A 26,322-nucleotide genomic window follows, 5' to 3' on the forward strand; every position below is an offset into this window, starting at 1 on the left:
CTGAGGTCCGGTCCGTGGCCGCGCGGGTCAGTTCCCGCCGAACGGCACCTGCATACGTTTCCTCCAAGACCCGTGCAGCGGGACGAACGAGGAGGCAGGCCCGTGAAGGAAAGCCAGTTGGATACGTGCGTGATCGGGGCGGGACCTGCCGGGCTGGCGGTCGCCAGGGCCCTGGCGGAGCGGAATCTGCCGTACACGCATCTGGAGCGGCACACCGCGCCCGGCGGTATCTGGGACATCGACAACCCCGGCAGCCCGATGTACGAGTCGGCCCATTTCATCTCCAGCAAAACCCTGTCGGGCTTCGGCGGCTTCCCGATGCCCGACCACTTCGCCGACTACCCGCCGCACCGGCAGATCCTGTCCTACCTGCGGTCCTTCGCCGACACCTACGGGCTGACGGACCGCATCGAGACCGGCGTCGACGTCGTGAGCGTGGAGAAGAACGCGGACGGCACGTGGACGGTCACCCGGGCCGACGGGCGGGAAAGCACGCACGGACAGGTCGTCGTGTGCACGGGCTCGCAGTGGCACCCCAACATCCCCGAACTGCCGGGGGAGTTCAGCGGGGAGATCCGGCACACCGTCGGCTATCGCAGCGCGGAGGAGCTGCGGGGCAAGCGCGTCCTGGTCGTGGGCGCGGGGAACTCCGGCTGCGACATAGCCTGCGACGCGGCCCGGACCGCGGACCACGCGGTGATCAGCATGCGGCGCGGGTACTGGTTCATCCCCAAGCACCTGTTCGGCCGGCCGGTGGACACCATCGCCAACAGCGGGCCCCACCTGCCGATGTGGCTGGCGCAGCGGGTCTTCGGCGCTCTCCTGCGGATCATCAACGGCGACCCGACGCGGCTGGGGCTGCCGAAGCCGGACCACAAGCTGTTCGAGACCCACCCGGCCATCAACTCCATGCTGATCCACCACCTCCAGCACGGGGACATCACCGCCAAACCCGGGATCGCCCGCACCGAGGGCAGGACCGTCCACTTCACCGACGGCACGAGCGACGACTTCGATCTCGTCCTGCTGGCCACGGGCTACGTCCACAAAGTGCCGGTCGCACAGCGGTACTTCGGCGACGAGCAGCATCCGGACCTGTATCTGTCGTCGTTCTCGCGCGAACACGAGGGCCTGTTCGGCATCGGTTTCATCGAGACCAACTCCGGTGCGTACCAGCTCTTCGACTCCCAGGCGCAGTTGATCGCCGGGTACATCCACGACGCGCGGCACCGGCTGCCGAACGCGGAGCGGTTCGCCCGCATGATCCGCGCCGACCGCCCGGACCTGACCGGCGGGCTGAGATTCGTCGACTCACCCCGCCACACCGGCTACGTCGACAGTGGGGCCTTCGTGAAGTACCTGGGCAAGGTCGCGGGCGAGATGGGCTGGCGCACCGAGGGCCAGCCGCCGCCCGTGCGGTCCCCGCGGCGCGCGGAGGTGACGGCATGAGCGGGTTCGACTTCACCGACAAGGTCATGCTGGTGACCGGCGGCGCGGGCGGCATCGGCAGCGCGCTGTGCCGTCGCTTCGCCTCCGGCGGTGCCCGTTGCGTAGTCGTCGACATCGACGCGATCCGCGCCATGAAGGTGGCGGCGGACCTTCCGGGCGCCGGTCACACGGGCATCGGTTGCGATCTGACGGACCGCGCCCAGGTGGAGCGGCTGTTCGAGATGGTCGCCGATGACCACGGTCGCCTCGACGTACTCGTCAACAACGTGGGCATGACCAGCGCGGAACGCTTCGACGTCCGCAGCGTCGAGAGCATCGAGCGGGAGATCACCCTCAATCTGACCTCCCCGCTGGTCGCGACCCGGATCGCCATCCCCCTTCTCCTGGCTGCCCGGGACGCCCGGGTGGTCACCACGGTCTCCCTCGGCGGGATCCTCCCGCTGGGCGAGACCCCGATCTACACCGCTTCCAAGTTCGGGTTGCGGGGCGCGATGCTCGCCATCGGGCTCGATCTGAGGAGCAAGGGCATTCTGGCCGGGTCGGTGCTCCCGTCGGCGACCGACACCCGGATGCTGCGCCAGGAAGCCGTGGACGGCGGGAACTCGATGCAGTTCCAGGACCCGCCCCAGCAACCCGCCGACGTCGTCGCGGCCGTGGTGAGCCTGCTGGACAAGCCCCGGCTGGAGGCCTACCCCCGGCCCGGCGAGTCCCGTCTGGTGCGGTGCGCGATGCTCGTGCCGAACCTGCTGCCCCGGGTCTTCCCGCTGTTCCGCAAGCGCGGTGACCGCGGCATGGCCCGCTATCTGGAGGAACTCCGCCGACGGGGCCTGGCCCGCCGGACCGACGGGCGCTGGGAGCTGGTGGAGGAAGCATGACCACGAACGAGACGCTGCACGTCGTCAACCCCGCCACCGGGGAGCCGATCACCACCCTGCCCGCCGCGAGCGCCGACGACGTCGCCAAGGCCGCCGAGCAGGCCCGGCAGGTCCACGACTCCGGGGTGTGGTCGCGGCTGCCGGTCCGGGAACGCGGCGCGGTGCTGCTGCGGCTGGCCGACCTCATGGAACGCGACGCGGAGATCCTCGCCCGGCTGGACAGCGAGGACGCGGGCAAGCCGATCACGGAGTGCCGTACGGGCGACGTACCGGGGGCCGTCGAGTCGATCCGCTGGTTCGCCGAGGCGGCCGACAAGGTCTTCGGCCGCATCGCGCCGAGCGGGCCCGACGGTCTCGGTCTCATGAGCCGCGAACCGGTCGGGGTCGTCGCGGCGATCCTGCCGTGGAATTACCCACTGGCCATGACCGCGTGGAAGGTCGGACCGGCCCTGGCCGCAGGCAACTGCCTGCTGGTCAAGCCCGCCGAGGCGACCCCACGCTCGGCCCTGCACCTGGCCACCCTCGCCGCCGAGGCCGGCCTGCCCGACGGGGTGCTCACGGTGCTGCCCGGATACGGCGGGGAAGCCGGCGCGGCCCTCGCCCGCAACCCCCTCGTGGGGGCGCTCTCCTTCACCGGGTCCACCGCGACCGGCCGCCGCATCCTCAAGGACGCCGCCGACAGCAACTTCAAGCGTGTCTCGCTGGAGATGGGCGGCAAGAGCCCCCAGGTGCTGATGGCCGACGCGCTCTCCTACGGCGACGAGCTCATCGACCACATGATCGAGGCCGCGTTCCTGACGATGGGGCAGAACTGCACGGCCGGCTCCCGGGTTCTGGTGCACCGCAGTATCGCCGAGGAGGTCCTGGAGCGGTTCACCGCCGCGGCGCACGACCTCGTCATCGGCGATCCTGCCGACCCGCGCACGCGGCTGGGGCCCCTCATCGACCACGCCGCCTTCGACCGGGTGGCGGGGGCCGTGGAGGCCGCCCGGGCCGGCGGAGCCCAGATCCACACCGGGGGGCTGCCCCACGGCCTGCCTTCGCGCGGCGCGTACTACCCGCCCACCGTGATCACCCGAGCCCCCGACGGCAGCGACGTCCTCACCAAGGAGTTGTTCGGTCCCGTCGTGACCCTCCAGACCTTCACCTCCGAGGACGAGGCGGTACGCGGGGCCAACGCCACCGAGTACGGTCTCGCCGCCTCGGTCTGGACCCGCGACCTCGACACCGCGCTGCGGCTGGCCCGCGGCATCGAGGCCGGCGTGGTCTCCGTCAACGCCTACAGCGAGGGTGACATCACCACCCCGTTCGGCGGCTGGAAGCAGTCGGGATTCGGCGGAGCGGAGAAATCCACCGACGCCTTCGACCAGTGGACCCGGCAGAAGACGATCTGGATCCGCACCCGCTGACCCCGCCCTCAGAGGCGAGCCCTCAGAGGCGATCCGAACGCATCCGCTCCCGCAGCTGGACCGGAGAGGTACCGTGCCAGCGGCGTACCGCGCGCCGCAGCGCCCGTTCGTCGGAGAATCCCGCCCGGCGGGCGATGTCGCGCAGGGTCGGTTCCGGGCGGAGCAACAGCTGTTCGACACGTTCCCGGCGCACTCCCTCGACGAGTGCCTCGTACGTCGTGCCGCAGTCGGCCAGCCGGCGGCGCAGCGTCCGCTCGCTCGTCGCGTGCCGCCGCGCCTGCTCGCCGAACGAAGGCACCACCGGGAGGCTCTGCGCGACGGAGATCTCCAGCACCTCCAGCAGATCCTGCTGGTCACGGCGGGAAGCCAGCTGCGCGTCGAGCAGCTCCCGCGTCGACGCGTAGCTGACCGGATCCCGGCCGGGCATCCGGGCACGGGCCCACGCGGGGTCGATGACCATGCGGTTGGCGGGGGCGCCGAAGCGGACCGGACAGTCGAACAGGGCGCCGTGCAGGTCGAGTTGGCGCGGTGGCGGAAAGGAGAACTCCACCGCTCTCGGTGTGAAGGCCGGGCCGACGGCCAGTCGGGACAGGGTGACCACGGAGGCGAACGCCTCCTCGCTCAGGAAGGAGGCCACGGCCGGGTCCATGGCGGGATCGGGAAGATCGGCGCGCAGGACGAAGGCGTCGTCCTCCTCGCCCGCAGCGGCCGACCACACCACCATCGCCCCGGACAGGTTCTGGTACGTCACCCCGGTCTCGATGGCGTGCTGGAGCGTGTCGTCGGCCATCAGGGCGAAGCCGAGCAGTCCCCACGCGGTCAGATGCTGCGCCGCGCCGACCCTCAGCCCCAGGCGCTCGTCCCCGGTGAGCTCCAACGCACGACGGATGACCGCGCTGCCCTGCCGGTACGACACCCGCAGAGCGGCTGAGCGCATGACCGTCTCGTCCAGACCCATCTGCTTCAGCAGGGGCCGCAGATCGACGCCGAGTTCGTCGGCGACCACGACGAGATAGCGCAGGATGTTCGGCTGGATCGTCGCCGACGTGCTGCGGCTGGTCCCGGGCGGATCCGCCGGGCCGGGGGCAAGGGACATCGCACTCACTTTCTCCTCGGCGACCACCGTAGGCAACGGGCGTCACCGGTCGCGCCCGCTGGCCCCCAAAGTCCCCTGCACGGCCCCTCACGTCCTGAGCCCGCCTTCGGCGCCCGGCTACGGTTTTCGCAACCCGCACCGCATTCGACATCCGACATGCGACTCGCTGCTCCTCGACCGGTCACTCCGGCGCACACAGGAAATGAAGGCGCGACAGAGCATGTCCTTTGACGCTCCAGCCCGGGCGGGGGCGGGCACCCGGTCTCCAGGACCGGCGCCCGAAGGTCGCGACCCTCGCGTTCGCCGCACAAGGGGTGTCCGTCGCCGCCGTCTACACGACCGTCCCCGCCGTCACCGAACGCCTGGAACCGGCCCCGCTCCTGACCACTTGCCCTGATGGTCGCGGCGGCGCTGACGGCAGGGGGCGGCAGCTTCCTGGGTCTGGCCGCGATCCGCCGTGCCGGTCCCGTCGCCACCACGCGCGGGGCCGTGCTGACGGCCGCCGCCACGCTGGTGCTGATCGGGTGGGCCCCCGACGAGGCGACCGTTTGGCGCTGCTTCTCCTGGCCGCCTCCCGCCATTTCACCCAGCGGCCTGCTGGCTCGGCCGGTGCGGAAGAGTCCCTTCCCTCGAACGGGCAGCCCCTCGGCCACTGGGCTGACACGCCGCGGATCACCGTCACCACGCCGGCCCGCCCCGACGCCGCCCACGACACGCTCACGGGGCTGTTGTGACCATCAGGGAGGCCGGGCGGCGCAGTGGTCGTGTGGTGACCGGCCTGTGCGACGGGGATTCCCTTCCCTCCCACCCCCTCGCGCCGCTCCGCGGGATTTCGTCCGATGCCCGCGCGGACCGCGAGGGGGATTGGAGATCGGGGAAAATTATGGATACCTTGTATCCGAAAAGTCGGGCGCCGCTGGTCCCGATCACCGGTTTCGGCATGGGTTTCACAGTCCGGAGCCACCGCGGAGCGCGGTGCGGTTCCAGAGACAGGGAGAACAGCGATGAAGGCAGCAGTAGTGACGACGGCGGGTGCGGCCCCCGAACGCCTCGACTTCGCGGACCCGGAGGTCGGCGAGGGCCGGCAGATCGTCGACCTGGTCGCGTCGGCGATCCACCCCATCGTGCGGGCCAAGGCGTCCGGCAGGCACTACAGCAGCACCGGGCGCTATCCGCTGGTGCCGGGCGTCGACGCGGTGGCCCGCACCGCCGACGGCACGCTGGTGTACACCGGCGACATCGAGGAGCCCTGGGGCACCTTCGCCGAGCGGATGGCGGTCACCCTGGCCCTGCCGCTGCCGGACGGCGCCGACCCTGTCGCGGTGGCGGCGGGCATGAACCCGGGCATGTCGTCCTGGATGCCGCTGACCGCCCACGCCGACGAGCTCGGCACACCGGACACGGTGATGATCCTCGGGGTGACCGGAGCGGCCGGCGGTCTCGCCGTGCAGAACGCCTTGGCGCTGGGCGTGCGGCGTGTGATCGGCGTCGGCCGTGGCATGGACGACCTCAAGCGGGTGGCGGGGCTCGGTGCCGAGATCGTCGAGATCGTCGGCGACCAGGGCGTGGACGCGGCGGTCATCGGTGCGGCCCTCGACGGCCACGCGCCCGACCTCGTGCTGGACTTCCTCTGGGGTGGCGTCGCCGAGGCCGCCTTCGAGGCACTGGCGGAGATTCCCGGCGCGCACGCCACCAGCTACGTGGAGATCGGCTCCGCCGCCGGCGAACAGGCCGCCGTGCCCGCCGCACTGCTGCGCAGTCGCCCCTTCCGTCTCAGTGGCAGCGGCATCGGGTCCTTCGACATGCGCCGCTACTTCGTTCAGGTCGCCGCCTACCTCCAGCTCATCGCCGACGGCGACGTGAAGGTGGACGCGCAGGCCTACCCACTCTCCCGCGTCGGCGAGGCGTGGACGGCTCCTGCGGGCCCCCGCCCTGTTCTGGTCGCCGGCTGACGCTTCGGCCGGCCTCGCCGGAATCGTCGGCCCGACCGGGCGATGCCGTGCGGGTCGGACGACCTCGGCGGCTGGGAGCGTCAGGACGCGGAGCTGCTGGCCGCCGTGGACACCCTGCCGGCCACCAGTCGGCTCACCGCACAGCAGTGGGCGGGCCCGTCCGCGCGGTACGGAACGAACGCGGTACGGAACGAACGCGGTACGGAACGAAGGGGGCGGTCGAAGCGGTGATGCCGGCCGGTCACTACGTCATGCCGGCCGGACTCCTCAACAGCGCGGACACGCAGGTCGAGCCGGGCCTGGAGGCGCCGATCCCGCTCGGCTGAGCCGCCACGCCGCTCGTCGGCCCGAGCGGCGCCGAGTACGGCTGGGCGGCGGCCTTCGGGCTCACCGCGCAGGCGGCGGCCCGCTGGGCGACCTGCCGGGCGGCCCGCTGGACGACCTGCTGGGCGACCCGCCCACGAGGGCATCGAGCCGCGTAGCCGTGCCCCCGTTCGCTTCCGGCTCTCGGCCGTCTGGTCCAGAAGCACACGCGCGTCCCGGCGCCCGCGGGTGCCAGCGCCCGCGCGTGCCGTCGAGGCGCGTCCCAGCGCCCGCGCCGGGACGCGCCTCGACGGCTGCCCGGACAGACGCGGGGGCTTGACGAGGGGGACCGCGTGAACTGACGGGGTCAGTGTCCGACGGCGTCGCCGCGCACCGGAGACTCCCTGAGTCTGGCCTGCTCCAGACCGTCGAGGAGCAGCTCCAGGCCGAACCGGAACTCCTCGTGAAGCGGTACGGAGGTGAGGTCGTCGGCCGCCGCTGTCGTGGACGGGTAGGCGGCCGGGTCCAGGGAACGGTAGTAACCCCGCAGCTGCGTCTGGTCCTCGGGACGGGGAGTGCCGGGACCGTACTGCTGGATGGCGAAGCCCGTCACGTAGTGCCCCAGCGCGGTGTAGGCGCGGGCGGCCAGGCCGACCGAGAACCCGTGGCTCAGGAGCAGCGTGAGGAGCCGCTCCCTGGCGCGCAGACCGTTGGGGCCGACGGGAACCTGGGCCGCCAGCAACGGCACCGCACGGGGGTGTCGGCACAAGGTGGCGTGGAAAGCCTCCGCCGCGACCGTGGCCGCCTCCCGCCAGGACCTGTCGGCCGACCCCTCGGGCGGGACCCGGACCTCGCCCAGGACTCTGTCGGCGACCAGAGCGAGCAGTTCGTCCTTGCCGTTGAAGTGCCGGTAGAGCGTTGCCGTGCCGGAGTCCAGGGCGTCGGCGAGCATCCGCAGTGTCAGCGCCTGGGCCCCGACCTCGTCGATGAGTCGCAAGGCCGTCTCGATGATCCGGTCGACGTCCATCGGGGGGCGGCCGCGCCGATGGGCGGGAGCCGACGGCCGGCTCGCCCACCAGTCAGGACTGCCCGGGACGGGTGGTGTCGCCGAAGCCATGGAACGGTCACCCTCTCAGCGGCCGATGCGCCCCTACGCGCGCCGGAACCTGTTTCGGCGTCATCGTATGCGTGATGGGGTGGTGCGGAGTGGGCCTGCCGTGCCGTCGGGGCTTCCGTGCGAGGGGCCCCTGCCCGGACCCCCGCTGGTCATCGGGATGTGGGGCCGGGCCAGATGGCGGAGGCGTCGTCGCGGTGGGGGTCGGGCAGCCGGATCGGGCGTACCGGAATCGTACGGCTGTGCCCTTCGGTGACGGCTGTCCACGGGGCGGGGTGACCGGAATAGCACAGGGCCGTGAGGACGAAGACGTTGTCGGCGTAGACCTCGACGTATTCGCCGACGGTGAGGACACGCAGGGTGGAAGCGGGTTCGGTCAGGACGGTCTCGCCGAGTCGGGTGCCGTCGGGGCCCGTGATCCACAGGTTCTTGCCGTCGCAGCCGACGGCGAGGGCGGCGCGGCCGTCGTCCGGGGTGCGCGTGCGGAGGGTGATCTCGACGGGTCCGGTGACGTCGATGTCGCCGAGCGCGTGCAGGGTGGGCTGTTCGGTTTCCTCGCCGAGCCAGGTGTCCAGGCCGGGCCACCATTCCAGACGTGGCGCGAAGTCACCCTCCACGACCAGGGACTTGGGCTGGGCGAGCATGCCGCGGCAGCGTTCGCCGGTGTCGGTCAGCCCGACCTGGCGGGGAGTGGTGTGCAGGACGACGCGGGAGCCGTCGGGCGCGGCGATGACGCGGGGGGCGTAGGAGCCGGTCGGACCGAGCGGGCCGCGCCGGGTCCAGGGGCCCCGCAGGCGCGGGGCAGTCCACGCCTCGAAGCCGCGGGTCGCGCCGATGGACCCGAGCAGCAGCCAGGTGCCGTCGTCGAGGCGTTCCAGGACCGGGCACTCCAACTCGTCCACGTCGCCGGGTGAGATCAGTGGCGGATGGACGGTCCAGTGCTCCAGGTCGTCGGAGGTGGCCCAGGCGACGCAGCCGCCGGCCTCGACGGGGAGCGCGGCGTCGTTGGCGCAGACCACCATCACCCAGCCGTCGGACTCGTCGTCGCGTACGACGAAGGGGTCCCGCCAGCCCATCTGCTCGCCGGTGCGATACCAGCGCGGGTCCGCCTCGACGACCGGCGACGTGCCGTGGCGCCGCCAGCCGGTGCCGTCCGTGCGATCGGAGTACGCCAGGCCGACGGACTGGAGCGGCCAGCCGTCCGGCGTCAGCCCGGACACCCCGGTGTAGAACATCGCCATTCCGTCGCCGTGCCGGACGGGGTGCATGGTCCACACCGCCTGCTGGTCGAAGCGGCCGGGCAGCCCGACCCCGAAGGCCGGCCCCTGCGGCTGCCAGCCGACCAGGTCGGTGGAGGTGGCCCGGCCGTACGAGGTCTCCATCCGCAGGTGGTCGAACTCGGCCGTCCAGGGCCCCTGCAGGTGCAGCACCGTGTATGTACCGTCCTCGTCCCGCAGCAGGGCGAAGTCGTTCACGCACAGTCCGGGCGGGGCGTATCGCATGGGCGGTTCCTGTCGGCTCACAGCGCCAAACGCGTGCGCTGACCATCGATCAAAACGGACTCACTCGGAAGTCGGCCCAAGTAAATATGAACGCAAACGCTTGCGCAACAAGGAGGTCGGGTTTACGGTCACGTCACCCACAGATCACACCGACGTGAATTCAACGGGAGGAACTGAGCCGTGACGGCCAGCATCAACGACGTCGCCCGGGCGGTCGGCGTCTCCGCGTCCACCGTGTCCCGCGCCCTGCGCGGCCGGCCGGGCGTCTCCGACGAGGTGCGGGACCGGATCGCGGCCGTCGCCACCCAGCTCGGCTACACCGCGTCCCGCTCCGCCTCCAGCCTGGCCAGCGGCCGCACTTACACCATCGGCGTGGTCGTCCCCTACGTGGGCCGCTGGTTCTTCGGCACGGTGCTGGACGCGGCCGAGAAGGTGTTCAGCTCCGCCGGGTACGACGTGCTGCTGTACAACCTCGGCTCGCCGGAGACACGCAAGCGTTTCTTCACCAAGCTGCCGGTCCGCAAGCGGGTGGACGCGGTGCTGACCCTCCTCATCCCCGACGAGGAGGAGTCCGCCGCACTGCGCTCACTGGGGGTGCCGCTGGCCACCACGGTCGGCGGAACCCGGCCCGGCTTCACCGTCGTCGGCATCGACGACCGGGCCGGCACCGAGAGCGCCGTACGGCATCTGGTGAACCTCGGCCACCGCCGCATCGGCATGATCAGTGGGACCAGCGGGCCGCAGCACTGGACCACCCCCGTCGAACGCCGCAACGCCTACCTGGACGTCCTGGCCGACGCCGGGATCGCGCACGACCCGGCCCTGGAGGCCGACGGCGACTACACCGTCGACGGCGGCGAGCGGGCCATGACGGAACTACTGGCCGCCTCGCGGCCGCCGACCGCGGTGTTCGCCCAGTCCGACGAGATGGCGATGGGCGCGCTGCGCGCCCTGCGCCGTCACCGGCTGAAGGTCCCGGACGACGTGTCCGTGGTCGGCTTCGACGACCACGAACTCGCCGACGTGCTGGGGCTGACCACCGTCGCCCAGCCGGTCGCCGAACAGGGCGCCGAGGCCGCCCGCCTGCTGCTGCGCCAGCTCGACGAACCTGCCGGCGAGCGCCCCGCCGAACAGGTGCAGATGCCCATTCGCCTCGTCCTGCGCGAGACCACCGCCCCACCCCGTCCCCGCGGGCCCCAGTGACCCCCCTCCATCGAGCCCCACACCCCCACACCCCCACAGCCCACACCCCCACGCCGCGAAAGCTCCCCGCACCATGAACCCTCGCCACAGCACGGAGGCACAGATCATGCGCTCGACCAGCAGAAAGTACCGCCGCACAGCAAGTACGGGCCTGGCTCTCGTCCTGCCCCTGGCGGCACTGGCCGCCTGCGGCGGGGGCGGCGGCACCGACGCCTCCGCGGAGGCGGGCAGCGGCACGGGCACCATCAGCGTCTGGGCCCACCAGGGGCAGAAGAGCGAGGACGCCGCCCTGCAGGCCGCGGTGAAGTCGTTCAACTCCTCACAGAGCAAGATCAAGGTCGAGCTGAAGCTGCTGCCCGGCAACGACTACACCAAGACGATCACCACGACCGACGCCTCCAAGCTGCCGGACGTGCTGGAGTTCGACGGCCCGACCATGGCGAACTTCGTCTACAACAAGAAGCTCGCCGCGGTCGACGACTACGTCTCCGCCAAGACGATGGACAACGCCACCGACGCGAGCAAGTCGCAGGGCGAGATCGGTGACAAGCACTACGGCCTGGGCATGTACGACTCCGGCCTCGGGATCTACGGCAACAAGAAGCTGCTGGACGCCGCCGGCGTGAAGTACCCGACCACTCTGGACGACGCCTGGACGGTGGAGGAGTTCACGGCCGCGCTCAAGGCGCTCAAGGCCGAGGACTCCGACGGAAAGGTCCTCGACGTCCAGGAGGGCAACGGATTCGCCACCGAGTGGGGCACCTACGGCTTCGCCCCGGTCGTCTGGTCGGCCGGCGGCGCCCTGCTCAAGGACGGCAAGGCCGAAGGCGCCCTCGACTCGCCGAAGTCGGTGTCCGCGCTGAAGACCCTCCAGTCCTGGAAGACGTACGTGGACCCCAACACCGACGGCAACGCCTTCGCCAAGAGCCGGGTGGCGCTCAGCTGGGTCGGGCACTGGATGTACCCCACCTACGGTGAGGCCCTCGGCGACGACCTGGTCGTACTGCCGCTGCCCGACTTCGGCAACGGACCCAAGACCGGCCAGGGTTCGTGGGCCTGGGGCATCGGCGCGGACACCAAGAACGCCAAGGCCGCCGGCGCCTTCATGGACTATCTGCTCAACGACACCAACGTCGCCGCCATGACGAAGGCCAACGGCGCCCCGCCCGCCACCAAGACGGCTCTCGCCGCGAGCGAGCTGTACAAGCAGGGCGGCCCGCTCCAGCTCTTCGCCGACCAGCTCGCCAAGCCCTGCGGCGACAGCGACATCACCTCCTCCTGCGTCGCCGTCACCCGCCCCGTGACCGCCGGATATCCCACCGTCACCGCGAAGTTCGGTGAGGCTCTGAACTCCATATACGGCGGCGCCGACCCCGAGGACGCCCTGTCGAAGGCGGCCCGCGCCATCGACCAGGACTTCTCCGACAACGCCGGCTACGAGATCCCGTAGGACCCATCGGCCGGGGCGGGCGCGGTGCCCGCCCCGCCCGCCCCGTCAGGAACAGGACCCCCGTGACATCCGTGAAGCCCGCGCGCCCCGCGCCCGAAGCCCGGGAGAAGGCCCCACCCGTGACCTCCGCCAAGCCCGCGCGTCCCGCGCGCGCCGTGCGCAAGAATCGCGACTGGCTGCACGGACTGCTCATGTCCACGCCCGCCGTCGCCGGACTCATAGCCTTCGTCGGCATCCCCTTCTGCTACGCCGTCGTCCTCTCCTTCTACAACGTGCGCCTCGGCTCCCCGCTGGAGCCCACCTTCTTCGGCGTCGAGCAGTACCGGCGGCTGTTCACCGACCCCGACCTCTCCGGCCCGTTCCTCAGGGCCCTGCTGAACAACCTGACCTTCGCCGTGGTCGTCGTCCCCCTCCAGACAGGACTCGCCCTCGGCCTGGCGATCCTGCTCAACCGCAAGCTCAAGGCGATCGGCCTGTTCCGCTCCTTCTTCTTCATGCCGGTGGTCTTCCCGATGGCGCTGGTCGCGGTGATCTGGCGGCTGATCCTCGCCCGCAGCGACCAGGGCATGCTCAACTCCGCGCTGGACGCGGCGAGTTTCGGCAACTGGGGTGCCTTCGACTGGCTCGGCGACGGCCTCACCGCGATGGCCTCGATCATCGTGCTGTCCATCTGGCAGGGCGTCGGCTTCCAGATGGTCATCCTCCTCGCCGGGCTCCAGCAGATCCCGGGCGAGCTCTACGAAGCCGCGGAACTCGACCGGGCCTCCCGCTGGCAGCAGTTCCGGCACGTCACCCTGCCCGGCATCCGCGGCACCCTCGTCTTCGTCGTCATGCTCACCTCGGTCCTCTCCTTCCGCGTCTTCGACCAGGTCTACGTCCTGATCCGCGGTGGCGGCCTCGACGAGGACGCCACCCGCACCGTGATGTACCAGGCCGTCACCACCGCCTTCGACCAGAACAACATCGGCCAGGCAGCCGCGATCACCGTCGTCTTCTTCCTGATCGTCGTCGCCCTGACCCTCATCCAGCGCCGCGTCGTCCGGCCCGACAACGAGGACTGACCATGAGTACGCACACGGGCGGCCTGACCCGCACACCCATGCGCCGCTTCCTCGACTACGCCGTCCTCAGCGTGTTGGCCTTCGTCTTCGCGCTGCCCGCCATCTACCTGTTCATCGGCAGCCTCAAGCCCTCGGACGAAGTCCTGGACGGCCTGTCCGGCTTCCTGCCCACCCACCTGTCCTTCGACAACTACGCGGCCGTCCTCAGCAGCCTCAACTCCGACAGCACCGGCTACTTCTGGCGCTTCATGGGCATCTCGTTGGTGCTGGCCTTCGTCGTCGTCACCGGCGGCCTCTTCGTCAACTCGATGGCCGCGTACGGACTGTCACGCCTGCGATGGCGCGGCCGCAACGCCGTCTTCTCGCTCATCCTGCTGCTGATGCTGATCCCGTTCGAGTCGGTGGCGGTCCCGCTGTTCTACCTGTTCAACGACCAGCGCAACACCCTCTACATCCTGGCGCTCCCGTTCATCGCCAACGCCTTCTCCGTGTACCAGTTCCACACGTTCTTCCGCTCGATCCCGCCGAGCATCGAGGAAGCCGCCCGCCTCGACGGCGCGGGCCCCTGGCGCACCTTCTTCGCCATCATCGTCCCCATGTCGAAGCCGGCCTTCGCCTCCGTCGCGATCCTGACCTTCCTCACCCAGTGGGGCTCCTTCCTGTGGCCGGTCCTGATGGTCTCCGACCCCTCGGTCCGGCCCCTGCCTCTGGAGATGAGCGTCTTCCAGGCCCAACTGCCCCCGGACTACGGCCAGACCCTCGCCTTCGGCGTCCTGCTCGTCCTGCCCGTCCTGATCATCTTCGTCTTCTTCCAACGCTGGTTCGTCCAAGGCGTCGCCAGCTCCGCGGTCAAGGGCTGAGCCGGGTCGCCCGACGGCTCGGAGCGCCCGACGGCTCCGCGGCAGGGGCATCGGCACCTGCTCTGTTCACGGTCGCGCGGCTGTCCCGCGCCGCACCACCGCGTGGGCGGTACATGGGGGTCGTGCCCCCATGTACCGCCCGGGATCGCCTGACACCGTAGAACCGGTTCGACGCACCGGCGGTGCGCGGCCAGGCCGATCACGCGAGCGAGAGGGAGCCCATGGGCAGAAAAGCGTTACTCCGGGTCATGGTGGTCACCGCGATGGCGGGTTCCGCGGTGACCCTGACCGGAGGGTCCGCCAGCGCGGCAACCGGTGTGTTCAAGAGTGGGACCAACGTGGTCGTGAACGCGGCGGCGGGCCGCGCGAACAACATCACGGTCAGCCTGTCCGGGAGCAGCGTCGTCATCCAGGACACCTCCGACACCCTGACCGCCGGTGTCGGATGCTCGGTCCAGGGCAACGGCTCGGTGGCCTGCCCGGTGAACCTCAACAACGACACGGTCGTGGTCAACGCCGGTGACGGCAACGACATCATCACCAAGACCGGAAACGTCCGCGGTGACCTGAAGGGCGAGTCCGGCAACGACGTCATCAACGGCGGCCCCAGCCCCGGCAGCAACATCCTCAACGGCGGCACGGGCAACGACACCCTGAACGGCGGCGTCACCTTCGACCTGCTCATCGGCGGCACCGGCGCCGACCGGCTCAGCGGCGGGGGCGGCACCAGCGACATCGCCAGCTACCTGGAGAGCGGCTCCGGCGTCGTCGTGGACATCGACAACGCCGCGGACGACGGAATCGGCGGGGAGGGCGACAACGTCCTCACGGACGTCGAGATCGTCTACGGCAGCCCGTTCGGCGACACGCTCACCGGGGGAACGGCCAACGACATCCTGTCCGGCTTCGGGGGCAACGACCTCCTGGTGGGCGGAACGGGCAACGACACCCTCGTCGGCGGCGCCGGCAACGACACCCACAGCGGCGGGGCCGGCAACGACACCCTCGACGCCGTGGACGGCGTGTTCGGAAACGACTCCCTCAACGGGGGCACCAACTCCGACACGTGCACCGCCGACACGAGTGACACGAAGAGCGCCTGCGAGGCGTGAGTCCCGCGGCGGGGCCGGACCGCGAAGCCGCGGACCGGCCCCGCACCGCCGACCGAGGGCGTGACGCCCGACATGGCTGAGTCGCCGTGTATGCCGTAGAAGTCAACGTGCACAATCTGGCCAGGGCGTGCAACTGCCGACGGCTGAAACTCGTCCCTTCCTCCCGAGCCGACGAGGCTCACGGAGACCTCGAACACCCACGATGGGGGACGCATCATGAACCTGACGCCGAGGAAGAGCCGCCGCAGACCGGGCGCCGTCAAGGCAGCCGTGTTGAGCGTATGCGCCGCAGGGGCGTTGGGTCTCACGGGCTGCTCCGGTGGCGGTGGTACGGGTGGTGCCGACAGTGACGCGAAGGCGACCGCGTCGGCGACGAGCGGCACCAAGGACAAGACGGGGGCGTCGGCCGACACGACGGGCAAGAAGCCCGGCGCGGCGGCTTCCAAGGACCCGGGCGGCGGGGGCAAGACCGCTGGGGGCGTTCCGGTCACCTCCAAGTCACCGGCCCCCACGGCGTCGCCCTCCGTGGGCGCGGACGGCGACGCCGACGACTGCGACCACAAGATGCCCATCTCCCCCGACGAGATCGCGGTCTACCGCTACACCCCGGAAGGGGGATTCCTCAGCCTGATCGTCAAGCACGGCAACTGGGGATGCGGCACCCCCGATTCGGACGGCGCGCCGTTCGAGACAGTCGGCGAAGAGACCTTCATCCCGATGGATCAGGCCGCGAACATCACCGTCACCACCCCCATCGTGGAAAGCACCGAGAATCAGCCCATCGGCGTCCAGGAGTTCCTCGACTGGCTCGAGGCACACCCGAACTCCGGCCTGGTCTTCACCTACCACCTCGGCGGCGACGGGGCCATCGACCGGCTCGACGAGGTCTTCACACCCTGACCGAGTGCGGTGCGGTGCGGTGACCGGGACGGCCCGGGTTCCGGGTGCCCGTGGCCTTCCTGGTGGCGGACTTCCTCCCCTTCATGCATGTGCACGTGGGCTGAGTGTCGGCTCAGCCTTCCCGCATCCACGCCCGGGTTCCGAACGAGGCACATGCCCGCGCGGCCACGACGGCGGCGCCGCGCAGGGCCTCGGCGAAGTCCTGCGACGTCATGTCGTCCTGAGCCGCGAGGCCATGGGTGAGGGCGCCGTGCAGGACGTCACCCGCGCCCAGCGTGTCCGCCACCCGTACGACGGGTACGTCCACCGCGCCCCCGCTGGCGGGGCCCGCCCATACGAGGGGCTGCCCGCCCCGGCTGACCGCCGCCCAGCCGACCCCGTGGTCCCGCAGGAACCGCAGGGTCCCCGTCGGCGTGCTCGTCGGCGTGTCGGTGCCGGGCGGGAGGAAGTCGTGCGAACAGACAGCCACGTCGATCGACGACAGCAGCCTCTCCGTACCGGCCTTCCAACTTCCCCCGTCCAGAACGGTCCGACGGCCGGCCGCACGCGCTGCACGGGCGGCTGCCACGGCCAACTCCATGTGGTGACCGTCGAGTTCGACGATGTCGCAGGCCGCGACCAACGCGTCGAGATCGTCCGGCGGATCGATCCGGTATCCCGCCGCATTGGTCGAGGCGACGGCACGGTCCCCGCTGGACGCGGTCACCAGAACGGACGAGACGGCGGGCGGCTCGACCGAGTCCGCCGCCAGGTCCACCACGGTCACGCCCAGCCGGTCCAGGTCCGCCGCGACGGCGACCCCCAGCGGATGACGGCCGATCGCGGTGAGCAGCGTGGCCGCGCCGCCCAGGTGGGCGAAGGCGACGGCCGCGTTCGCCGCCGGTCCGCCCGCGGCGACGACCTGCTCACGAGCCGTCAGCTTCTCGTTCGCCCCCGGCGCGTGGTCGACGAGCTGAATCACATCGAGCGTGCACAACCCGACGAACAGCCCTCGCGGAGCCCCCCGCCCCACCACCGGCTCATGCCCCGTCTCCGCCACAGTGCCCTCACCCTCCTGCCGAACCGCTGTCCTGTGGAGCCGCTCCACGAGGAATCTCCGTGCTCTCAGCCGGTGCGGAGGATCCGGAAGCGATCGGGTTCCGCCGGATCCCGATCGACGACCTGGACGGGCGGCCAAACCCATTGCCACACGCCGATGCCTGGCGTGCGGGAGAACCGGATCTGCCCGCGCGTGCCCTCGACCGCGACGCGCGGCCAGGATGCGGCAATGTGCGTCCGGTCCGGGGCCGTGGCGTGCGTCCCGTCCGTGCCGTGGGAACGCAGCACGTCGGCGAGGACGACGACCGTGTCGTAGCCCTCGAACGCGACGAAGGAGGGCGCTTCGGTCAGCCGCTCGCGGAGGGCCGTCTCGACTCGTGCGCCGAGGGGGCCGAGGCGCTCGGGCAGGTAGCGCAGGAACGGGATCGCCGCACTGTCGTCGCCCAGCAGCGTCGCCCATTCGGCGAACTCCGGTTGCCCGGCCGGAGCACCGATCAGGATCTCGGTCAGGCGTGGGTCGTGGCGGACGGACTTGACGATCGACACCGCCGGCTCCGGGTGGCCGACCAGCAGGAGGAGGGCTGTCGCGTGGTGCTCGACGAGTTCGTCGCACACGGCCGTGGGGGTGAGGGCGTTCATGTCGAGTTCGATGACGGTGCCGCCGCGTGCCGCGAGGTGGTCCCGCAGGATACGGGTCCCGGACGCCCAGTAGACACTCGGCTGGGCTGCCACGGCGATGCGGCGGTGGCCCGCGCCGAGGAGGAAGTCCGCGTAGACCCGCCAGCCGCGGGACTGCGGCGGGGAGAGGCGCGCGACCCATTCCGTCGGCTGTTCGGTGAGCGCGTCGAGAACCGCCGACGAGCAGAGGTACGGCAGGCCCAGGGCGTCGGCCCGGGTGGCGGCGGCGCGAGCGACGACGCTGTGGTACTCACCCGCCAGGGCGGCCACGCCCAGGCGAGCCAGTTCGTCCACGGCCGCCTCGGCCGTCCGCGGATCGGCCGCGGTGTCCCGGACCACCAGCTCCAGGGGCCTTCCGTCGATCCCGCCGGCCTCGTTGACCTCGTGAACGGCCAGCTCGAGCCCGGCCAGCAGGTGTCGGCCCGCCCCGACCCAGCCGGGCCGGGTCAGGGGAAGGAGAACACCGATCCGGACGGACGATCCGTCTGATCCGTCAGCTCGCGCCGCTCCAGCAGGTGATGATGGCGTTCTCATGCGCGGGCGCCTCCCGTGTGGCCAATCGGCTGCCGCTTGCCCCCATCACGGAGTGGCAGGGCCCGGTAGCGCGCGTACATCTCATCTCGCCCTGGCGGGCGCACCTGGGTGATCATGCCGGACATTGCATCCACCACCGTCACCGACAGGCAATCGATTATGCGCGGGGTCCCACGCGATGGTCGTTGCCGCCCCTCAACTCCCGCAGGGCGGGCGGTACGTCCACTGGGGGAAGTACGGGCGCCATTCGGCGCGAGGACCGCCGGCGCGGCGCCGAAGGGCACCGTGCCGGGTGAGGCACCCGCCCCCTCCCGCCCCTCGGTCGCGCTGTCGGCGCTGGTGCAAGGGAGCGCCCGCGAGGCATGCGGCGTGGCAGGGTAGGGACCGGGCGTTTCGGATGGTCGCGCGCCATGCGTGGCGTGCCCGGCGCACAATGAACCCTGGAAGTAGTGCCCTGCAGTCGATCTGTGAGCCCATTGACGACGGCTCCGGTCGTAGGAGAGAAGGAACGATGGGCGAGCACGGTGTCGCCTCGGCCGCGGTCGACGCCAGGGGGCTGGTCATCGCGTGGAGTGCCGGCGCGCGACGGGTGCTCGGCTACACGCACGGGGAGGTGGTCGGCCGCCGGGCGGTCGACCTGCTGGCCGAAGCCCTTCCGGACTCGGCCCGCAGCCGTCTCGCCGAGCCCGCCGACTGGCGTGGCCCCGTCCACGCGCGGCACCGGGACGGCCACGACGTGGAGCTGGAGCTGGAGGCACATCCGCTGCTGGGCTCGGCGGGGGAGGCCCAGTGGTTTCTGACGGCCACGGTGCCGGAGCCTGCCGCGCGGCTGCGGCGGTGGGCCCTGGACCAGCTCCCCGTTCCGATCGCGCTCTTCGATCAGGACGGACTCGCGGTGTCCGCGAACTCCGCGATGGAGGGGGTGATGGGCAGGCCGCAGGAGGACCTGCTCGGTCGACGGGTGGGGGTGTCGGCCGACGGGATGCGTCGGCTCCCGGGTTTCGAGGAGCTCGACGACGCCGTACAGCGCGTACTGCGAACGGGTGAGCCGATGCCGTACGAGGCATGGCTGCGCGCGCCCGGCGAGACCCACGAACACGCGTGGCTGGTGTCCCTCAGCCCGTTGAAGGACGGCGCCGGCGACGTCCGGGGCATGTGCCTGGCGGCGATCGACAGCACGGAGCAGTTCCTGGCCCGCCGACGGCTGACCATGCTCAACGAGTCCAGCAACCGGATCGGCTCCACCCTCGACGTGACACGCACCGCCGAGGAACTCGCCGAGGTGTGCACCGACCATCTCGCCGACTTCGTCGTCGTGGACCTGCTGGACTCGGTGCTCGCCGGCGAGGAAGCCACTCTCTCGCCCGGTGCCGCTCCCCTTGTCTTCCGCCGCACCGCTCAGCGGTCCGTGCTGGAAGGCTGCCCCGAAGCCGCGGTCCCCGTCGGGAGCAGGCACACCTACCACGAAGGATCGCCGCCGGGCCGCGCGCTGACCACCGGCCGCGCCCTGCTGTACGAGGTCGACGACGTCACCGCGGGGCTGTGGGCGGCGGGCTCACAGGAGCGGGCCCGCAGCATCGAGGTCCATGGCATCCACTCGATGATGGCCGTGCCCCTGCGCGCCCGCGGTATCACCCTCGGCCTGTCGATCCTCTCCCGCCACCGCACGCCCGAGCCCTTCGGCGAGGACGACCTGCTGCTCGCCGAGGAACTCGCCGCCCGCGCCGCCGTCTGTGTGGACAACGCCCGCCGCTACACCCGCGAACGCGCCATCGCCCTCGAACTGCAACGCAGCCTCCTGCCCCACCGCGCGCCCCGGCAGGCCGCCGTGGAGGTCGCCTCCCGGTACCAACCGGCCAGCACGCGCGCCGGGATCGGAGGCGACTGGTTCGACGTCATCCCGTTGTCCGGCGCCAGAGTGGGGCTGGTCGTGGGCGACGTCGTCGGCCACGGAGTCCAGGCGTCCGCCACCATGGGCCGGCTGCGTACGGCCGTACGCACCCTGGCCGACGTGGACCTGCCGCCGGACGAGCTGCTCACCCAGCTCGACGACATCGTCCTGCGCCTGGACTCCGAGCGGACGGCGGACGAGGCCGAGGACGCGGAGAGTCCCGGCGAGATCGGGGCCACCTGTCTGTACGCCGTCTACGACCCCGTCTCGCGCCGCTGCTCCATGGCCCGGGCCGGTCACCCGCCACCGGCCCTGATCTCCCCGGACGGCGAGGCCGCGTTCCTCGACCTGCCGATCGGGCCACCCCTGGGCGTGGGCGGGCTGCCCTTCGAGACCGCGGAGTTCGACGTGCCCGAAGGCAGCGTGTTCGCCCTCTACACCGACGGCCTGGTCCAGGCACCCGACCGCGATCTGGACGACGGGCTCGCCCGGCTGCGCCAGGCGCTCTGCGGCACGGGCCGCCCCTTGGAGGAGACCTGTGACGGGGTTCTGGGGAGCCTGCTGACGGACCGCCCCGTCGACGACGTGGCCCTGCTCCTGGCCAGGACCCGGGCGCTGGACGCCGACCGGGTCGCCACCTGGGACGTGCCCGCCGACCCCGCGTTCGTCGGGCATGCCCGCAAGCTGGCCTGCGAGCAGCTCGCCGCCTGGCGGCTGGAGGAGGTCTCCTTCGTCACCGAACTCGTCGTCAGCGAGCTGGTCACCAACGCCATCCGCTACGGCGGCTCCCCGATCCAGCTGCGTCTGATCCGCGAGACCACACTCATCTGCGAGGTCTCGGACTCCAGCGGTACCGCTCCGCACATGCGCCGGGCCCGAGCCTTCGACGAAGGCGGACGAGGCCTCCTGCTCGTCGCCCAGCTCACGCAGCGCTGGGGCACGCGGCACACCCGCACGGGCAAGACCATCTGGGCCGAGCAGGCCCTCCCCGGCACGGTGCGGGACGCGTAGCCCCCGGGCGAAGCGTGGGTGCGGCGAGGCCGGGCCCCAGGGCCCGTCGCGGTCACGCCCCGCGCCGTACTGCCCGTCGACTCCTTGACCCCCGGTCGGCGCTCCACGATGCTGTGTTGCGGTACGCGCGCTGCGTGCCGCAATAAGCAACTTCAGTCTCAGGTCTCGATACCGCCGAGGAGTGGCCATGGCTCACCAGGTCCGTGCTGTCGTCGCACGGGGCAAGGGTGCCCCTGTCAGCCTGGAAACGATCATCGTGCCCGACCCCGGCCCGGGCGAGGCGCTGGTGAAGATCGAGGCCTGCGGGGTCTGCCACACCGACCTGCACTACCGGGAGGGCGGCATCAACGACGAGTTCCCCTTCCTGCTGGGGCACGAGGCCGCGGGCGTCGTGGAGTCGGTGGGGGAGGGGGTCACCGATGTCGCCCCCGGTGACTTCGTCATCCTCAACTGGCGTGCGGTCTGCGGGCAGTGCCGGGCCTGTCTGCGCGGACGCCCGTGGTACTGCTTCAGCACCCACAACGCGAAGCAGAGGATGACCCTCCTCGACGGCACCGAGCTGTCGCCGGCGCTGGGTATCGGCGCGTTCGCGGAGAAGACGCTGGTGGCGGCGGGGCAGTGCACGAAGGTCGACCGAGCCGCGTCGGCGGCGGCCGCCGGCCTGCTGGGGTGCGGCGTGATGGCGGGTATCGGCGCTGCCATCAACACCGGGAACGTCGGACGCGGTGACAGCGTCGCGGTCATCGGCTGTGGCGGCGTCGGGGCCGCGGCGGTCGTCGGGTCGAACCTGGCGGGCGCGGCGAAGATCATCGCGGTGGACATCGACGATGCCAAGCTGGACACCGCCAGGAAGCTGGGCGCGACCCACACGGTCAACTCCAGGAACACGGATGCCGTCGAGGCGATCCGCGAGCTGACCGGCGGCTTCGGCGCCGACGTCGTCATCGAGGCGGTCGGCCGCCCGGAGACGTACCAGCAGGCCTTCTACGCCCGTGATCTCGCCGGCACGGTCGTCCTGGTCGGCGTGCCGACCCCGGAGATGAAGCTGGAACTGCCGCTGCTGGAGGTCTTCGGCCGGGGCGGCGCGCTGAAGTCGTCCTGGTACGGCGACTGCCTGCCCTCCCGTGACTTCCCGATGCTCATCGACCTGTACCTCCAGGGCCGGCTGGATCTGGACGCCTTCGTCACGGAGACCATCGCGCTGGACGACGTGGAGAAGGCCTTCGAGCGGATGCACCGGGGCGACGTCCTGCGCTCGGTGGTGGTCCTGTGATGGCCGCCCGCATCGAGCATCTCGTCACCTCGGGGACGTTCTCGCTGGACGGCGGCACCTGGGACGTCGACAACAACGTGTGGATCGTCGGCGACGACGAGGAGGCCGTCGTCATCGACGCCGCGCACGATGCCGACGTCATCGCCGAAGCCCTCGGCGACCGCACCCTGCGGGCCATCGTGTGCACGCACGCCCACAACGACCACATCGACGCCGCGCCCGAACTCGCCGCGCGCACGGGAGCCCCGATCCTGCTCCACGCCGACGACCTGCCGCTGTGGAAGCAGACCCACCCCGACCGGGCACCCGACGGCGAACTCGTCGACGGCCGGGCCCTCACGGTGGCGGGTGTCGAGCTGACCGTGCTGCACACCCCGGGCCATGCTCCCGGGGCGGTGTGTCTGTACGCGCCGGACCTGACGGCACTCTTCAGCGGCGACACCCTGTTCGCGGGCGGGCCGGGGGCGACGGGAAGGTCGTACAGCGACTTCCCGACCATCGTCGACTCGATCCGCGAGCGGCTGCTGACGCTGCCCGGCGACACCGTCGTGCACACCGGACACGGGGGGACGACCACCGTCGGCGCGGAGGCCCCGTACCTCCAGGAGTGGCTCGACCGCGGCTTCTGACCGCCGCCGCGACATCCTCGGCTCGGCGCCCGTACCGCCTGTTTCCGCAGGTGGTACGGGCGTTTCGAGCTGCCCTGGCGACGGTCGGCGGTCCCGTCCGAAGCGGGCTCCTGGACTCCTTGACAAGGATTCTGGGCGACCTCAGACTGTTGTTGCGCTTACCGCAATCCGTTTCGCTATACGCACCCGAGGTGTCATGATGATTCCCGCGTGCCGTCTCGCAGATCTCCCGCGAGGCGAGGCCCTCCGGCTCGACATCGACCCGCCGGTCTCGGTGTTCCATACCGACGACGGCGAGCTCTTCGCCATCGACGACACCTGCACCCACCAGGACGCCTCGCTCGCCGACGGCTGGCTGGAGGGCTGCGAGGTGGAATGCCCGCTGCATGCTTCGAAGTTCGACCTGAGGACCGGTGCCGTCGACGCTCCGCCGGCCAAGCTCCCGGTCCGGACCCATGACGTCCTGATCGAGGACGGCATGATCTATGTCCGGGTGTCCACGGACGCCCCCAACCTGCCGCCCTGCGTCGCCGCGCGGCTCGCCGGAGGTCCCGCGTGAGGACCGTGGCCGTGGTGGGCGCCTCGCTGGCCGGACTGTCGGCGGCGCGCTCCCTGCGGAAGCAGGGCTACGACGGACGGCTGGTCGTCATCGGCGACGAGCCCCACCGTCCGTACGACAGGCCCCCGTTGTCCAAGGAGTTCCTGGCCGGCGGCATCGGCGAAGCCGATCTCGCCCTGGAGACGGACGGCGAGGACCTGCGGGCGGAGTGGCTGCTCGGAGCCCGCGCCACCGGCCTGGACCGCACTCGGCGTGCGGTCCGGCTCGCGGACGGCGGCGAGATCCGGGCCGACGGCCTCGTCATCGCGACCGGCGCGGCAGCACGGCAACTGCCCGGTTCCGACGGCCTGGCCGGAGTCCACGTCCTGCGCACCCTGGACGACGCCCGCGCTCTGCGGGACGACCTGGCGCGAGGCGGCCGGCTGGTCGTGATCGGCGGCGGGTTCGTCGGCGCCGAGGTCGCCTCCACCGCCTGTGCCCTCGGACTGGAGGTGACGGTCGTCGAAGCGGCACCGACGCCGCTCGCCGGCCCGCTCGGCCAGGCCATGGGAGGCATCGTCTCCGCTCTCCATCTCGACCACGGCGTACGGCTGTTGTGCGGCGTGGGCGTCAAGGGACTCGGCGGGGAGCGCAAGGTCGACGCCGTCCTGCTGGAGGACGGCCGCAGCATCCCCGCCGACATCGTCGTCGTGGGGGTGGGCGCCCGCCCGTGCGTCGACTGGCTCGAAGGATCCGGCGTCACCCTCGACAACGGGGTGAAGTGCGGCGCGGACGGCCGCACCAGCCTGGCCGGCGTGGTCGCGGTCGGCGACTGCGCCTCCTGGTACGACCCCCGGGCCGGCCATCATCGTCGCGTCGAGCACTGGACCGGCGCACAGGAACGCCCGGCCGCGGCCGTCGCCACCCTGCTGGCCGGGGGAGCGGTGGAGCCGGGTGTGCCCCGGCCGCCGTACTTCTGGTCGGACCAGTACGGCGTGAAGATCCAGTTCGCCGGCCACGCGGCCGGCGCCGACAGCGTGACGGTCGAGGAAGGCGCACCCGACGACCGCAACGTCCTGGCGGTCTACCGGCGTGCCGGTCGTCCGGTCGCCGTGCTCGGGATGAACCAGCCGCGGCTGTTCACCCGTTGGCGCAAGCAGCTCGCCGCCGCGTCTTGACACCACGCATGCGCCCTCTCATGCTGTCGTTTCGCATGATGCGCAGCGTTGCTCCACACACAACGCCGTCCGGAGTCGCTCTTCCCGGCGCGTGACCGCCCGATCCACGACGTCCCCGAGGAGTGCACCGTGACCTCGACCAGCCTGCCGGACAGCCTGATCGCCACCCTCCCCGGCTCCTCCTACACCGATCCCGCGATCTTCGCCCTGGAACAGGAGCGCATCTTCGAGACGATGTGGTTCTGCGTCGCCCGCTCGTCCGACCTGGCGAAGCCCGGCGCCTTCCGTACCGTCGACGTGGGCCGCGAGAGCATCCTCGTCACCCGCGCCCGGGACAACTCGGTCCGCTCCTACTTCAACGTCTGCCGCCACCGTGGGGCCAAGCTCTGTACGGAGGAGAGCGGCGAGGTCAAGCGGGCCTTCCAGTGCCCCTACCACGCCTGGACCTACGGCCTGGACGGCAAGCTCGTCGCGGCGCCCAACCTCACCAAGATGCCCGACGTCGGCCGCACCGAGTACGGCCTGGTGAGCGTGGCCACGCGTGAATGGCTCGGCTATGTGTGGGTGTGCCTGGCGGAGAACCCGCCCTCCTTCGAGGAGGACGTCATCGCCGATGTCGTCAGCCGCCTCGGCGACGTCGAGTCCATCGAGCACTACGGCGTCGAGGACCTCTCGGTCGGCAAGCGGATCGTCTACGACGTCAAGGCGAACTGGAAGCTCATCATCGAGAACTTCATGGAGTGCTACCACTGCGCCACGATCCACCCCGAACTCACCGAGGTGCTCCCGGAGTTCGCCGACGGCTACGCCGCCCAGTACTACGTCGGGCACGGCGCGGAGTTCGGTGCGCAGGTGCAGGGCTTCACCGTCGACGGCTCCGAGGGCCTGGACCGCATCCCCGGAGTCTCCGAGGAACAGGACCGGCGCTACTACGCGATCACCGTCCGGCCGCAGGTCTTCATCAACCTCGTCCCCGACCATGTGATCTTCCACCGGATGTACCCGGTGGCCGTCGACCGCACGATCGTCGAGTGCGACTGGCTCTACCTTCCGCATGTCGTCGACAGCGGCAAGGACGTCAGCCGGTCCGTGGAGCTCTTCGACCGGGTCAACCGGCAGGACTTCGAGGCGTGCGAGCGCACGCAGCCCGGAATGCACTCACGGCTGTATGCCAAGGGCGGTGTGCTGGTGCCGAGTGAGCACCACATCGGCGCGTTCCACGACTGGGTGAACGAGCGCCTGGGCATGCGGCAGCCGCAGTAGCGG

General features: G+C 71.1%; 23 protein-coding genes. 18 read left to right on the forward strand and 5 right to left on the reverse strand.

What is annotated here, in order from left to right:
* The first annotated feature begins 102 nt into the window (after positions 1-102).
* The 3 genes from OG272_RS45210 to OG272_RS45220 are packed head-to-tail and all read left to right on the forward strand — an operon-like array spanning position 103 to position 3,733.
* Positions 103-1,449, forward strand: a complete 1,347-nt coding sequence (locus OG272_RS45210; protein WP_327726335.1) for an NAD(P)-binding domain-containing protein — start codon at positions 103-105, stop codon at positions 1,447-1,449.
* Entirely contained in the window at positions 1,446-2,324 is an 879-nt protein-coding gene (locus OG272_RS45215) for an SDR family oxidoreductase (RefSeq protein WP_326573811.1), read from the forward strand. The genes OG272_RS45210 and OG272_RS45215 overlap by 4 nt, the downstream gene beginning before the upstream one ends.
* On the forward strand, positions 2,321-3,733 hold the full coding sequence (locus OG272_RS45220) for an aldehyde dehydrogenase family protein (RefSeq protein ID WP_326573809.1): 1,413 nt from the start codon (positions 2,321-2,323) through the stop codon (positions 3,731-3,733). The genes OG272_RS45215 and OG272_RS45220 overlap by 4 nt, the downstream gene beginning before the upstream one ends.
* Before the next feature lie 22 nt (positions 3,734-3,755).
* On the opposite strand, the gene OG272_RS45225 is transcribed toward OG272_RS45220, so the two are convergent.
* A complete protein-coding gene (locus OG272_RS45225) occupies positions 3,756-4,829 on the reverse strand; it encodes an AraC family transcriptional regulator (RefSeq protein WP_327726334.1) in 1,074 nt (357 codons plus the stop codon).
* A 548-nt stretch (positions 4,830-5,377) separates the two neighbouring features.
* On the opposite strand from OG272_RS45225, the gene OG272_RS45230 reads away from it, so the two are divergent.
* From OG272_RS45230 to OG272_RS45240, 3 genes are all read left to right on the forward strand, one after another.
* Positions 5,378-5,563 carry a hypothetical protein gene (locus tag OG272_RS45230; RefSeq protein ID WP_327726333.1) on the forward strand — a complete coding sequence of 62 codons (186 nt, stop codon included), beginning with the start codon at positions 5,378-5,380 and terminating at the stop codon, positions 5,561-5,563.
* A 270-nt stretch (positions 5,564-5,833) separates the two neighbouring features.
* Complete coding sequence (locus OG272_RS45235; RefSeq protein WP_327726332.1) at positions 5,834-6,781, forward strand: zinc-binding alcohol dehydrogenase family protein; 948 nt, start codon at positions 5,834-5,836, stop codon at positions 6,779-6,781.
* A 42-nt stretch (positions 6,782-6,823) separates the two neighbouring features.
* A complete protein-coding gene (locus OG272_RS45240) occupies positions 6,824-7,012 on the forward strand; it encodes a hypothetical protein (protein WP_328224594.1) in 189 nt (62 codons plus the stop codon).
* A 439-nt stretch (positions 7,013-7,451) separates the two neighbouring features.
* On the opposite strand, the gene OG272_RS45245 is transcribed toward OG272_RS45240, so the two are convergent.
* Both OG272_RS45245 and OG272_RS45250 read right to left on the reverse strand, forming a co-directional pair.
* A complete protein-coding gene (locus OG272_RS45245) occupies positions 7,452-8,201 on the reverse strand; it encodes a TetR/AcrR family transcriptional regulator (protein WP_405895919.1) in 750 nt (249 codons plus the stop codon).
* 149 nt (positions 8,202-8,350) lie between these two features.
* Complete coding sequence (locus OG272_RS45250; protein ID WP_328224595.1) at positions 8,351-9,700, reverse strand: mucin-1; 1,350 nt, start codon at positions 9,698-9,700, stop codon at positions 8,351-8,353.
* A gap of 180 nt (positions 9,701-9,880) precedes the next feature.
* Here OG272_RS45250 and OG272_RS45255 point away from each other — a divergent pair, with 180 nt between their 5' ends.
* The 6 genes from OG272_RS45255 to OG272_RS45280 all read left to right on the forward strand — a co-directional run bounded on the left by OG272_RS45255 (position 9,881) and on the right by OG272_RS45280 (position 16,286).
* On the forward strand, positions 9,881-10,903 hold the full coding sequence (locus OG272_RS45255) for a LacI family DNA-binding transcriptional regulator (protein WP_326573797.1): 1,023 nt from the start codon (positions 9,881-9,883) through the stop codon (positions 10,901-10,903).
* A gap of 106 nt (positions 10,904-11,009) precedes the next feature.
* Positions 11,010-12,353 carry a sugar ABC transporter substrate-binding protein gene (locus OG272_RS45260; protein ID WP_328224596.1) on the forward strand — a complete coding sequence of 448 codons (1,344 nt, stop codon included), beginning with the start codon at positions 11,010-11,012 and terminating at the stop codon, positions 12,351-12,353.
* A 62-nt stretch (positions 12,354-12,415) separates the two neighbouring features.
* Positions 12,416-13,414 (forward strand): sugar ABC transporter permease, encoded by a 999-nt coding sequence (locus OG272_RS45265; protein WP_326573794.1) that lies wholly within the window; start codon positions 12,416-12,418, stop codon positions 13,412-13,414.
* A 2-nt stretch (positions 13,415-13,416) separates the two neighbouring features.
* Positions 13,417-14,274 carry a carbohydrate ABC transporter permease gene (locus tag OG272_RS45270; protein WP_326573792.1) on the forward strand — a complete coding sequence of 286 codons (858 nt, stop codon included), beginning with the start codon at positions 13,417-13,419 and terminating at the stop codon, positions 14,272-14,274.
* Positions 14,275-14,495: 221 nt separating this feature from the next.
* Positions 14,496-15,386, forward strand: coding sequence for a calcium-binding protein (locus OG272_RS45275; protein ID WP_405895920.1), 891 nt, complete (start codon positions 14,496-14,498; stop codon positions 15,384-15,386).
* A gap of 216 nt (positions 15,387-15,602) precedes the next feature.
* Complete coding sequence (locus tag OG272_RS45280) at positions 15,603-16,286, forward strand: hypothetical protein (protein WP_328224598.1); 684 nt, start codon at positions 15,603-15,605, stop codon at positions 16,284-16,286.
* Positions 16,287-16,398: 112 nt separating this feature from the next.
* Here the strand turns inward: OG272_RS45280 and OG272_RS45285 are convergent, their stop codons facing one another.
* Entirely contained in the window at positions 16,399-17,325 is a 927-nt protein-coding gene (locus tag OG272_RS45285) for a PfkB family carbohydrate kinase (RefSeq protein WP_327726327.1), read from the reverse strand.
* Positions 17,326-17,390: 65 nt separating this feature from the next.
* Complete coding sequence (locus OG272_RS45290) at positions 17,391-18,536, reverse strand: ABC transporter substrate-binding protein (protein ID WP_405895921.1); 1,146 nt, start codon at positions 18,534-18,536, stop codon at positions 17,391-17,393.
* A 511-nt stretch (positions 18,537-19,047) separates the two neighbouring features.
* Between OG272_RS45290 and OG272_RS45295 the strand changes: the two genes are divergently transcribed.
* The 6 genes from OG272_RS45295 (at position 19,048) to OG272_RS45320 (ending at position 26,319) form a co-directional block, all read left to right on the forward strand.
* Entirely contained in the window at positions 19,048-21,438 is a 2,391-nt protein-coding gene (locus OG272_RS45295) for a SpoIIE family protein phosphatase (RefSeq protein ID WP_327726326.1), read from the forward strand.
* A 187-nt stretch (positions 21,439-21,625) separates the two neighbouring features.
* Positions 21,626-22,711 carry an S-(hydroxymethyl)mycothiol dehydrogenase gene (locus OG272_RS45300; protein ID WP_326573783.1) on the forward strand — a complete coding sequence of 362 codons (1,086 nt, stop codon included), beginning with the start codon at positions 21,626-21,628 and terminating at the stop codon, positions 22,709-22,711.
* A complete protein-coding gene (locus OG272_RS45305) occupies positions 22,711-23,340 on the forward strand; it encodes an MBL fold metallo-hydrolase (RefSeq protein WP_405895922.1) in 630 nt (209 codons plus the stop codon). Before OG272_RS45300 ends, OG272_RS45305 begins: the two co-directional genes overlap by 1 nt.
* Positions 23,341-23,536: 196 nt before the next feature.
* On the forward strand, positions 23,537-23,899 hold the full coding sequence (locus OG272_RS45310) for a bifunctional 3-phenylpropionate/cinnamic acid dioxygenase ferredoxin subunit (RefSeq protein WP_326573779.1): 363 nt from the start codon (positions 23,537-23,539) through the stop codon (positions 23,897-23,899).
* Positions 23,896-25,056 carry an FAD-dependent oxidoreductase gene (locus tag OG272_RS45315; RefSeq protein WP_326573777.1) on the forward strand — a complete coding sequence of 387 codons (1,161 nt, stop codon included), beginning with the start codon at positions 23,896-23,898 and terminating at the stop codon, positions 25,054-25,056. Before OG272_RS45310 ends, OG272_RS45315 begins: the two co-directional genes overlap by 4 nt.
* Positions 25,057-25,185: 129 nt before the next feature.
* Positions 25,186-26,319 (forward strand): aromatic ring-hydroxylating dioxygenase subunit alpha, encoded by a 1,134-nt coding sequence (locus tag OG272_RS45320; protein ID WP_326573775.1) that lies wholly within the window; start codon positions 25,186-25,188, stop codon positions 26,317-26,319.
* The last annotated feature ends 3 nt before the right edge of the window (positions 26,320-26,322 follow it).

The sequence above is a fragment of the Streptomyces sp. NBC_00104 genome (genome assembly GCF_045160825.1).
Lineage (GTDB): Bacteria > Actinomycetota > Actinomycetes > Streptomycetales > Streptomycetaceae > Streptomyces.